The organism is Paenibacillus intestini, from assembly GCF_030803945.1.
In the GTDB taxonomy this organism is placed as follows: Bacteria; Bacillota; Bacilli; order Paenibacillales; family Paenibacillaceae; genus Paenibacillus; species Paenibacillus polysaccharolyticus.
Window position 1 is genome coordinate 324,079 of the sequence record NZ_JAURUN010000006.1, and the last position, 10,861, is coordinate 334,939.

At 44.9% G+C, this 10,861-nt stretch carries 9 protein-coding genes; 4 read left to right on the forward strand and 5 right to left on the reverse strand.

Annotated features, from left to right (window positions below; genetic code table 11):
- The first annotated feature begins 256 nt into the window (after positions 1–256).
- The gene (locus J2T16_RS18190; RefSeq protein ID WP_090917732.1) at positions 257–457 is read left to right on the forward strand and encodes a cold-shock protein; all 201 of its coding nucleotides are present in this window, start codon (positions 257–259) and stop codon (positions 455–457) included.
- 551 nt (positions 458–1,008) lie between these two features.
- Here J2T16_RS18190 and J2T16_RS18195 read toward each other — a convergent pair.
- Positions 1,009–1,176 carry a hypothetical protein gene (locus tag J2T16_RS18195; RefSeq protein ID WP_308722362.1) on the reverse strand — a complete coding sequence of 56 codons (168 nt, stop codon included), beginning with the start codon at positions 1,174–1,176 and terminating at the stop codon, positions 1,009–1,011.
- 368 nt (positions 1,177–1,544) lie between these two features.
- Here J2T16_RS18195 and J2T16_RS18200 point away from each other — a divergent pair, with 368 nt between their 5' ends.
- Positions 1,545–3,314: a methyl-accepting chemotaxis protein gene (locus J2T16_RS18200; protein WP_499018967.1), complete on the forward strand. Its 1,770-nt coding sequence runs from the start codon at positions 1,545–1,547 to the stop codon at positions 3,312–3,314.
- A gap of 434 nt (positions 3,315–3,748) precedes the next feature.
- On the opposite strand, the gene J2T16_RS18205 is transcribed toward J2T16_RS18200, so the two are convergent.
- From J2T16_RS18205 to J2T16_RS18215, 3 genes are all read right to left on the reverse strand, one after another.
- Complete coding sequence (locus J2T16_RS18205; RefSeq protein WP_499018969.1) at positions 3,749–4,336, reverse strand: hypothetical protein; 588 nt, start codon at positions 4,334–4,336, stop codon at positions 3,749–3,751.
- A 232-nt stretch (positions 4,337–4,568) separates the two neighbouring features.
- Entirely contained in the window at positions 4,569–4,676 is a 108-nt protein-coding gene (locus J2T16_RS18210) for a putative holin-like toxin (protein WP_222591835.1), read from the reverse strand.
- Between the two features lie 159 nt (positions 4,677–4,835).
- On the reverse strand, positions 4,836–6,416 hold the full coding sequence (locus J2T16_RS18215) for a hypothetical protein (RefSeq protein ID WP_336120979.1): 1,581 nt from the start codon (positions 6,414–6,416) through the stop codon (positions 4,836–4,838).
- Positions 6,417–6,946: 530 nt separating this feature from the next.
- Here J2T16_RS18215 and J2T16_RS18220 point away from each other — a divergent pair.
- Positions 6,947–7,525, forward strand: coding sequence for a TetR/AcrR family transcriptional regulator (locus tag J2T16_RS18220; protein ID WP_154890699.1), 579 nt, complete (start codon positions 6,947–6,949; stop codon positions 7,523–7,525).
- 76 nt (positions 7,526–7,601) lie between these two features.
- The gene (locus J2T16_RS18225) at positions 7,602–9,788 is read left to right on the forward strand and encodes a YhgE/Pip family protein (RefSeq protein ID WP_499018970.1); all 2,187 of its coding nucleotides are present in this window, start codon (positions 7,602–7,604) and stop codon (positions 9,786–9,788) included.
- A 220-nt stretch (positions 9,789–10,008) separates the two neighbouring features.
- Here the strand turns inward: J2T16_RS18225 and J2T16_RS18230 are convergent, their stop codons facing one another.
- On the reverse strand, positions 10,009–10,380 hold the full coding sequence (locus J2T16_RS18230; RefSeq protein WP_499018972.1) for a hypothetical protein: 372 nt from the start codon (positions 10,378–10,380) through the stop codon (positions 10,009–10,011).
- Positions 10,381–10,861 lie beyond the last annotated feature (481 nt).

The following is a 10,861-nucleotide window of genomic DNA, read 5'->3' on the forward strand; positions in this document are numbered from 1 at the left end:
TTTCTTTTTGGTGAGGAAATATGATCTACCGATGAAGCATTTTATCCCGTCTGGCAAGGGATTTCGCTTCTATGGGCGCTCTTTTTTTTAGAAAATACATTCAAAAATTGACTTATATTGGCACGCGTGTTATGATGATATAGGTCGATACATTAGTGGACAGAACGTCTACGGTCTAACCACCGTATGAGCATTAATTATTGAATGCAGCTCATACCAATGGTCGTACAAAACTTATTATTTTTGGAGGAATCACATGCAAACAGGTACAGTAAAATGGTTCAACGCAGACAAAGGATTTGGCTTCATCGAAACTGAAGAAGGAACAGACGTATTCGTTCACTTCAGCGCGATTCAAGGTGATGGTTACAAAACGTTAGACGAAGGTCAACGTGTAGAGTTCGAAGTAACTCAAGGTAACCGTGGTCCACAAGCGGAGAACGTTACTAAACTGTAATTGATACGAGGGCTGCCTCCGGCAGCCCTTTATTTATGCCCACCGACACTTACTTTTTGTTGTTTGTTAATACCAATTCCTATATAAGTTTGGATTTTCTGTTTATACAATAACGGAGAGGACAGAAAGGTTATTCTGTCATCGGAGTATCCGTATAAGCACCTTCCTTACACTTATATCCATCACAGAAAAGAGGTTTTTATTCCAACAGATCATTATAAATCCAGTGAACACGTTGTATTTTCCACGGTTGACGACATCATTAACTTCTACTCGCCTCAGCAAACGAGCACTGAACGTACCGAAGCTCACTCACGTCCTGCGCGTGCGGCTGATCCATCCAAACACACGGATCACACGAATTACAAGGCCGAACGTTAACCACGAAAAGACAGCAACCTATCCGACAAAAGCAGAAGGCCCTGAACCGCTTGAACGGTACAGGGCCTATTTCTATTTTATTTGTAGTCCTACATCTGTATGCTTATTTTACATAACCGTTTCGAATTGCAAAAACCACTGCCTGCGTTCAATCCTCTACATGTTATATCTTAAAAGGTTTCAGGAAATGCTTGCAGTTCTGCCGAAACGTCAGACACATCGCTGCGGACTCCTTGATCTGCTCCACAGACTTGAGTTGCTCTTGTGCAAACCCCGCGGGATGCTGAGAATTCACGCTTGCTGATCACGATCAAACTGATTTTAGTACCAATGCTCATGCTACGATTGTGTGTGCGCCACCCTTTTCACAATTAAATTGTCTTGATCTCTGAAAGATGTACAATATGACAATTGTTACGTGCAAAACACGAAGATAATCCAAAAGTTCCAGTCCATAAGTCCTATTTTACTTAAGAAACCTAACATTAATATGTCGAAATAACGATATAACTGATGAGTAGAACTTACCTGGAATTCATATACGTGAAGAACAAACACAGTCTTATTAGCAACTATAGTTTTCTTATCTGTAGAGACATTGAAATTTTCATAGTAATTGAAGATGTCAACCCATCCCAAATACAACTCAATATGTAGCGTATACGACGTCCAGGTGAAGTCCTTTTTAATTTTACAGGAGGAGTGAATGAACTTGTTTAAAAAGCTTCGCTGGAGTACCATGCCATTTTTCGCCAAAAATCTGATTATTTCATTCGGGAGTATCGCTCTGATTGGAATTATTCTGATCACCGCAGCTTATCAGTTGCAAAAAAGTATATTAATCAAACAGTTGCAAGATCAAGCCGAGATTACAACCTTGAAATGGTCCCAGGATCTGGACACAAGTCAGGTTGAACAAGCCACATCCGAGAAAAGTTATTCCGATACATATCAGAGTAAACTGCGGGATTACCTGGATTCCATCCATACTTTTAATCCCAATATCGCGCAAGCTTACATTTTCGGTTCGCAGCTAGACGCGGAGAATGGTTCTCCGATTTATGCGATTCCAACCAGTCTGGTTGAACCGTTTGAGAAAGATAAGTATCTGCCCGGTACAAACTATCCGTTATCTCCTCAGATTGAGCATGGTCTCGATGATATGAATGCAACCGGCGCACCTGCGTTTAGTGATTTTTATACCGATGATTTCGGAACATGGACAACACTGATGTATCCAATCAAAAAGGCAGATGGCTCCATCTACGCAGCACTGTACTTTGATGTTGATGCAAGTGCCGTTCCCAATGGGCTGAATAAATTACTGTTGTACGGACTGATGTACCTGGTCGGTTTCCTGATTCTGTTCATGGTACTGCAATTTATTATGCTGAAGAAAACCATGCGCCCGATTCGTGACCTCATGAAAGGCATTGAGGAAGTAAGCACAGGTAATCTAAACGTTACGATTCGGACAGGACGAGATGATCTCGGAGTCATTAACGACAAGTTCAATGAGATGATTGAGCGTTTCAACACGACTCTGTTCAAAGTCAAAAATACATCTCGCCATCTCTCGAATTCGTCCAGAGAACTGCTGGATATTTCGGCGAAAAACAACGATAATATTCAATCGATCAGCACCAACATCCGTGAAATCTCAACAGGTCTCGTCTCTCAGGACAAAGCAACTGTAGAAAGTGCACGCGCTATGACCGAGATGTCTACCGTAGTGCAGAACATTGCCGGAAGCTCGGCTGAAGTCGCCGATGAAGCGCTCAGCATGGAGCAACGCTCGAATAACGGACATGAAATTATGAAACAGGTTATCGACCAGATGGGCCTGATCTCAAGTGCGGTCCAGAACACTTATGCGTCGATTCAATCTCTAGAGAACCGTTCCAATGAGATCAGTAGCATTGTCGGCATCATTACGGATATCGCTGGACAGACCAACCTGCTCGCCCTGAATGCTTCCATCGAAGCGGCACGCGTCGGGGAGGAAGGCCGAGGCTTCGCAGTCGTGGCTGGAGAAGTACGTAAACTGGCTGAGCAGTCCCAAGAATCTGCAACCCAGATTCGTGTGTTGATCGATGAGATTCAGCGAGATATCGGACAATCGGCAGACGCAATGGAACGGGGTTCGGAAGAAGTACAAAAAGGCCTCAACGTTACACGGAAAACGGGAGTTTTCTTCGAAGATATCTTGACCGCTACCAACAAAGTAGCGAACCAGATTCAGGATATCTCCAGCTCCACCGAAGAAATCTCAGCAAGTACACAAGAAATGTCCGCGACAGCAGACGAACTCTCTGCAAGTGTCAGCAAAGCAGCAAGCAGCAGCAAACTCATCGAGAACTCCATCGCCGAACAGGAAACTTCCATGGCTGCCATCGTCAGCGCATCCGACGAATTAGCTGAAGTATCCGAGCAATTGCAAGAACTCATCTCGTTCTTTAAGGTAAAAGAAGCGTAAGCTGAGAAGTTTGGCAGGGCGGGCATACCGCGGAGGAGAGAAGTACAGATTATGCGGTAGTTGTGAATTGTATTGCATAAGAACCCGCAGAAATTGTGAGGAATTGCAGGCATATCACCAAGTACTGATTATAGGCGGTATGCGCCATAGAAGTACCATCAACCAAGGCTTGAGTGTTTGTGCACTCATGCCTTGGTTTTTTAGCTTGCTCTGATTGACGTTAATTCTAACGATCTCAGGAGACGCTATTTACCTGATTTTTTGCTTCATAGAACTCTAACGATCACCAGAAACCTTATTTGTTCCAAACACCTTGTTTTCCGACGTTTTCTGCTGTATTTCTTCCAAATAACGTCTGTGGTGATCGTTAGAATTGGAAAAGGTCATAAACTGACCAAATAAGCTCTCCTGTGATCGTTAGCACTCGTCCGAGACTAATTCGCCGCATCAGCTACGCGGCTCAGGCCGGCCCTAACTTCGTCCACGCTTCGATAAGCTCCCGCAATTTTAACCAGCTTCCATCTGTTTTGCTGCTTCAAATAGTGTAACGTCACCGCGCTGGGCATCAGGCATACTCGCTCATCACCCATTTCGAACCATTCCAGCTGCATTCCCAAATTTGCCGCAAATTGTTGAATACGTTCTACTGTCTCCATTGCAGCTAATTTAGAAGTAACTAAAGTAGACTCTACTGAACCTGAATCTGACTCTACATCTATTTCTGTCGCTACTCCTACGCTGTTTCCTACTTCGGCCCAAACATCCATACTATCGAACAAGTACGTCCCGTCCATCTGGAATGTTAGATTTACTGTGTATCCTTCGTAATCAAAGCTAATTACTTCGAGTTTTTCCGCTTCCACACTCCACACTTCATCCGCCTGTGCTCTAACCTTCTCCAATGTGATCTGAACATCTGCTGGTAAACACTGCGGCAACTTTCCCTTTTGCACATACTCTTCCAAAGAGGTCGCGCCGATAAGTGACTTGGTTTGCTCGTTATTCATCGTTATTGTCAGCACCTTTCTGAGTCTCTATCAATATTGTACTATTGCGCTTCGTTATTAAAGTTAAAGAATAAAAATATGTATACATCGGTTGTATGTCGCATGAATGTTTAATAAAATGAAAGTAAGGAAAAATAAGAGTAGCCAGGCCAATGGCTACTCCTGTACAGCATTTGCGATGGATAATCCTCCAAGTGTGCTTCGTAAGGTGAAGAAATAACCCGCTAGGCCTCCAACCTATGGCGGGTTATTTCTTTTTTCGATCAATGTATGTCAGGAGCGCAATAATTAACGTTGCGAACATGATTACATCTGAAAAAGAGAAATTCATAGACACCACAAATTGGCTGTACATTTTAAATTATCCCAGTGTGTAGGTGCTCAGACGAGCATCTTTTTTTTATTTTTTAACAACTTACTTAAGTTCACATATTTCAATCGACGAACTCCAAACAGAGACGCTCGGTCAGGTGCAATATCCTGTCTAGGCGCCTTGTTTTATGGTGTAGCTCTTTTATTTCAGGTATCCTTTGGACTTCCAATATCGCTTCGCAAAGGATTCAACAGCATAGGGCAATTCCCCATCCAGCAAATCCTGATTCGCTTGCATCAGCTCTTTGCGTCCTCGTTCCAGCAATTGAACGGCATGTAGTAATTGAGGACCACCTACATAATGAAGTTCAAGCAACAATGGCTCTTCCTCATCCTCTTGCTCCTGAGCCGAGTATTCAATTAACACAATTTCCGTGCCGTCCGCATGCCGGTGTAGCGTATAGAAGTATTTCTCGACCTTCGTCTCCCCTTGTGTATCCGTATACTCTCTACCAATACGCAGCATAGCTGGCTGGGGAACATCATTATACATTTGACCTGCTTGTCGAAATGCAAAGTAGAAGTCTCCAATCCACAACCCATGCCGGTCATCATCATAATAATCGTCATACGGCTCCGCGATAGACAACGCTAATAAATCACGAATACGTTGCGGCGAAATCAAGGTGCGTACATACTGGTAATTCGATACAGACTGTAACAAGGTATCCCATCCACGGTTGCTTAACTGCTGAATATCCGAAGGTGAGTCTTCCGTAAATACGCTCCATTCGGAGTTCTCACTGTTCAAATAACGATATGCGCCTGAGATCATCCAGACAGGAGTGCCCGCTTGCTCAGCAAGTTCATTAAGAGAGCCTGAAGCTTGGTCTGCTGGCTCTATTTTGAGCAACAATGCACAGCCTTGGTCGTCTTGAAAATACAGACTCCGGAAATAGCCTTCCGTATACTCATCCCCGTAGACAGAACCTCGGCAAAACTGTCCATCCACCCAAAACTCATAGCTGTTCAGCAACTCACCCTGCTCTCTTACAGGTAATAATGAAGGGTGAGTAAGACGCTCAATGTTCTCAGCGGTGAACTTATGATTTTCGAACCAATCCGGTACATCTGGCGCTAGTTCTGCGGCATAAATATACTCTCGTTTAATGATAGGCTGTCCCTGCTGAAGCCTCTTTATCATCTCTTCTCGCCATGGAAACGGCTCTTCTGTATCTTCGTCAATTACACACTCAGGAACAAATAACTCCAGCATGTCAAAGCCTTGCCATGGTCCGAGATCCTCCCACTCTTCAAGCTGACGCTTCACTTTCCGCTGTCCTTGGATCTGAATTCTATATTGCTCTGTACTTACTAGCAGCCCACCTTCTACGTTGCCTCTCACCGTCAATTCTCCATGGTTGTAATCTCCCCAGAACATATCCTCCACATAAAGATTACCTGTAATATATATTTCCTGCCCTCCAACGAGCATATAAGGCGTTGTAAGATCACCAAGCACAACCAGGTTAGAAGCAGCCGCGTCCGATCCTGTGTTTCCAATATAACGATCAACGATCAGATTTCCCTCCACCATAATTAAAAAAGGCCCCTCATCCAGCAACAGCTCATTGATATGAAGATCACCCGAATGCAGCCATACTTCCTCGGCATCAAATTCACCATCATGTGCTTCATTCTGTGTATACATCCAGCTCTCGTGAGGCAACCTCGTTTTGATATCGGCAAAAGTAACCTCTTGACCTATGTGATGTATGGACATGTCCTGACACTCCTCATCGGTAGATATATGGATAACATCTTCAAAACTTCTAATCTCGAGTGAGTAGCCGATTGCTCATTTTGATACCGACTCCCCCCCTATGATTTCAATCCACACACTCCATACGGAGTGAGACAGCGAAAAACACATATAGTACGTTCGTACACATCACAAAACTACGTTTTTTCACTACTATTCTATGTGTTCCCGCCTGCGAATTCAATCTTTTTCCAGCATATTGTTGCCAAAAGGCATCAAAATGCCCTATTTTCACTACTTTCAAGGTGCGAATCCCCCGGGGTTTTCATGTGAGCTTCACATTCGCACCTTACTCTACTCTCCCAACTTCTCCCCACCCCATCATCACAACGTTCACTTCCCAAACTATGACATAGATCACATCCAACCCCATACACAAGTGCTACATTAGATAACGACCAACTGACCAAAACAGTAAACTGGTCAATTGTAATTTGTGTTTTACCCTCTTCACCCATTACACACGTCAGACCCCAAGGAGGTGCATAGCCGTGAAAACGATAGATCGAAGGCAACAGGTGATGGACTCTGCCGAGAAATCCTTTGCCCTGTTTGGCTACAAAGCCACAACGATGGAGCAAGTGGCGAGACTGGCCAATGTGGGCAAAGGAACGATCTATACCTTTTTCGAGAACAAAGAAGAATTGTTTGATGAGATCCTGCGCTCGATTATTGCAGACATGAAACGGATTACGGAGCAGACGGTGAAGGAAGAAAACTCTTTTCTGGATAACGTGCATCAGAGTATGGACTCGTTGCTGGAATATCGGGAGGAGCACGAGCTGCTGATCAAGCTTTTCCAAGAGGTCAACGATTTTGGAACACCCCAAGCGAGAGAGGGTCTGCAAAAAGTAGAGAAGGCCATTCTCGAATATCTCGAGCGTCAGGTTAGTCGGGCCATGGAGTTACAGCAGATTCGGAGCGACGATCCCAAGCTGGTCTCGTTTGTGCTACTGAAGTTATACGTCAGCCTAACATCCGATTGGAATAAAGCGCATCCTACCTTGCACAAGGATCAGATCAAAGCGTTTGTAGGTCTTTTTCTCAAAAATGGATTATCCCCCAACTAGAAAAACGCCCGCAGACGCACACATACCATACTAAATAGAGAAACAAGGGATAAGCGTAAGATAGGGAGAGAACATCATGAAATCATTTCGTGTATTTGGGCAGGATCTAAAATCCGCCTTTAAGAAACCAAAAGTATTTATTCCAATTCTCGTGGTGCTGTTCATTCCCGTGTTATATAGCGGACTGTTCCTGAACGCCTTCTGGGACCCATATGGCAAAATGAATGAATTACCTGTCGCCGTGGTCAACACGGATCGGGGTGCAGTTTACAATGACAAATCGCTTGAAGTCGGTCAGAATCTGGTCGATGAGCTGAAAAAAAGCGATGATTTCAACTGGCAGTTCGTTACCCGCGACCAGGCAGAACAAGGCATGAAGGTTAACAAATATTACATGACCATTGTCATTCCAGAAGATTTTTCTGCCAAAGCAACCACGCTGATGGATGAGCATCCGACTCCGGCTGAGCTGATCTACGAGCCCAACGAAGGGTACAACTTCCTTGCGGGTCAGATCGGTGGTACGGCGGTGAAACAGATTCGCTCCAAAGTCTCTGCCAAAGTCACAGAATCATATACCGAAACCCTGCTGGATAAGGTCGAGAAAGTCTCGGACGGTTTGGCGGATGCCGGAGATGGCGCAGGTAAAATCCATGATGGAGCAAGCAAACTGGATGAAGGGGCGGCTACGTTAAAAGAAAACCTGGCGAAACTGGCTGACGGGGCAGGCAAGCTGCAAACCGGCGCCGTTTCGTTAAAAGAAGGCACAGCCACCCTCGCCAAAGGCACAGGTGATCTTCACTCCGGCGCGAGCACATTATCCAGTGGTCTCGCACAATTAGCTGCCGCCGGCACCAAGCTGGGTGACGGCGCAACGCAGGCTGCAGCTGGCAGTAAACAGCTGCATGCCGGTATCCAAGCTGCGCAAGAAGGCGCGTCCAAACTGGACGCTGGACTCGCAGCTACCGAACAAGGCAGTGCCAAGCTGACCGCCGGACTACAAACTTCCGTGGAAGGTAGCGGCAAAGTCAGCGAAGGCGCAAAAGCGGTCGCCCAAGGTCTGGCTCAATTAGCAAAGTCCAGTCCCGAACTGGCAGCCAGCCCCGCTGTTCAACAGTTACTCGCGGCTAGTCAGGCCGTTGCCGCTGGCAGTGAGCAGGTATATCAAGGCGGACAGCAACTCGTTGCCGGAAGTCAGCAACTGCAAGCTGCACAGCAACAATTGCATCAAGGCAGTAGCCAGTTGGTTCAAGGTGAAGAACAGCTGGTACAAGGCGCTGCACAGTTATCTGGCGGACAAGAAAAGCTCAGTGCAGGACTCAACCAATTCAATGCCAAATTAAACGAAGCCGCCGCTGGCGGTGCCAAACTGGCAACAGGATCAGAGCAACTGAATACTGGCGCAAGTAAGCTGTTGTCTGGAGTAAGCCAGCTGGAGGGCGGAGTTTCCACCCTTACGGACGGTTCTCATAAACTGGCTGATGGTGCAGGTAAGCTACAAGAAGGCACGATCAAGTTAACGGACGGTTCCGGTGAACTCGCCACCAAATTAAACGACGCTGCGCAACAAACGAGCAGTGTCAAAAAGACCGATGAACTGGTTACGATGTATGCCGAACCTGTTCATGTCGATGAACACAAATTAAACGAAGTGCCCAACTACGGCACAGGTTTTTCGCCCTATTTTCTATCACTCGGATTATTTGTCGGTGCGTTGATTGCAACGCTGGTTGTGCCAACACGTGGTAGTAGTGTAAGTGACGCAAGTGGCTGGAATCGATTTGTCAGCAAAACCCTTGCCTTCACCATTATGAGTGGCGTTCAATCTTTGCTCGCTTCCGGACTGGTGTTATACGGGCTTGGCCTGAAGGTACAGAGTGTGCCGTTATTCCTTTTGTTCAGCTTTGTGACAAGTCTGAGCTTTATGTACATCATTCAGGCATTGGTAACTTGGCTGGAAAATCCGGGACGATTCATTGCCATCCTGCTGCTCATCTTCCAACTCACCACCAGCGCGGGAACGTTCCCACTGGAACTCATTCCGAACTGGCTGAAAGTGTTCAATCCATGGTTACCAATGACGTACTCCGTAACGGGATACAAAGCGGTCATCTCCAGCGGACAATTCGGCGTTGCCTGGGATCAGATCGGCATTCTGTGCATCTTCGCTGTTCTCGGTCTGGTCGGTACATTGACGTATTTCCTGAAACATCGCACGGTAGAAAACGAAAGTCTTGGTAGTGAAGCTGTGCTTCAAGCTTAGATAAGATATTCAGCTTTGGTATAAAACTTAGCTATCATGTTGGATTTAATATAAATATCAACACAAACGGTTATAGAAATGTTAAAAGGCATATCCTTTATGTCAGACTGGCTGTTATGCAGCGAGTTGGGACAATGGATATGCCTTTTTGAATTTGTTTTTATAATAAAATAACCTTTGCCGGCTTCATGTTATAAGCAAAAAGATTTTATACTTATCGTCAGGCTCTCACAACATGTTCTTCAAAAAACGCTAGAAACTCTGCTTGCATGGAGCCGAGCGTAAGCATTTTTTTGATGATGCTAAATCGATAATGAATACCATGAGACTGAAATGACCATATCAATGCCAACGAAACCCCGGATTTTAGTCGCTGTTGCTCCAGATCTGAAAGTGGTATTCGAACCATTTGAACAACTTTGGAAGAAAATAAATTGAGGAACAAAATTTTAAGCACGTCATGATTGATCAGCAATATAGCTCGAGTTGTCGTTGAGGAAATCGCTTGTGACGTAACATAACAGGCCAGCATATCTGCTTCTTTGTAAGGTTCGCTTAGTCGATTTATTAATTTTCTAGTAATAAGTAGCATATTGATCGTACTCCTAATATGTAAAATGCACCCGCAGTCAAAACTATAACACTAAAGACTGCATCAACCAACTGGCATAGTTTTATCAAAATGGTGGAGTGTGTCTCTCGGGTAGAATATATGTACTTGAGGTTTCTCCCACCTATATTTTCTCTAAGAAAGTTTCGTTCTAAAAGAACACTAGTATGGGCGATCTACAGTTCGCCAGATGCCAGATTAACCTTTGTGGACGATCTCCGCCTTTCCAAATTCTAACGATCACCAGAGACCCTATTTACCCCTTTTTAGCCATTTTAAAATTCTAACGATCACGAGAAACCTTATTTACTTTAAATACAGCGATTCACGCTACATTTTGAGGATTTCAGCCCAAATAACGCTTGTGGTGGAGCTAGAATAAAAAGTGGACAACCGTTAACGGACGGAAGGATAATAAGGCTAACGGAGGTGTGTCCACATGGGAGAACAACGGCAACGATAC

What these genes read in the sequence shown, in the direction of transcription:
- J2T16_RS18215 (WP_336120979.1), bottom strand. Translation starts at nt 6,416, where the DNA reads ATGTCCATACATCACATAGGTCAAGAGGTTACTTTTGCCGATATCAAA.
- J2T16_RS18195 (WP_308722362.1), bottom strand. Translation starts at nt 1,176, where the DNA reads ATGAGCATTGGTACTAAAATCAGTTTGATCGTGATCAGCAAGCGTGAA.
- J2T16_RS18225 (WP_499018970.1), top strand. Translation starts at nt 7,602, where the DNA reads ATGAAATCATTTCGTGTATTTGGGCAGGATCTAAAATCCGCCTTTAAG.
- J2T16_RS18200 (WP_499018967.1), top strand. Translation starts at nt 1,545, where the DNA reads ATGAACTTGTTTAAAAAGCTTCGCTGGAGTACCATGCCATTTTTCGCC.
- J2T16_RS18230 (WP_499018972.1), bottom strand. Translation starts at nt 10,380, where the DNA reads ATGCTACTTATTACTAGAAAATTAATAAATCGACTAAGCGAACCTTAC.
- J2T16_RS18210 (WP_222591835.1), bottom strand. Translation starts at nt 4,676, where the DNA reads ATGTACAGCCAATTTGTGGTGTCTATGAATTTCTCTTTTTCAGATGTA.
- J2T16_RS18190 (WP_090917732.1), top strand. Translation starts at nt 257, where the DNA reads ATGCAAACAGGTACAGTAAAATGGTTCAACGCAGACAAAGGATTTGGC.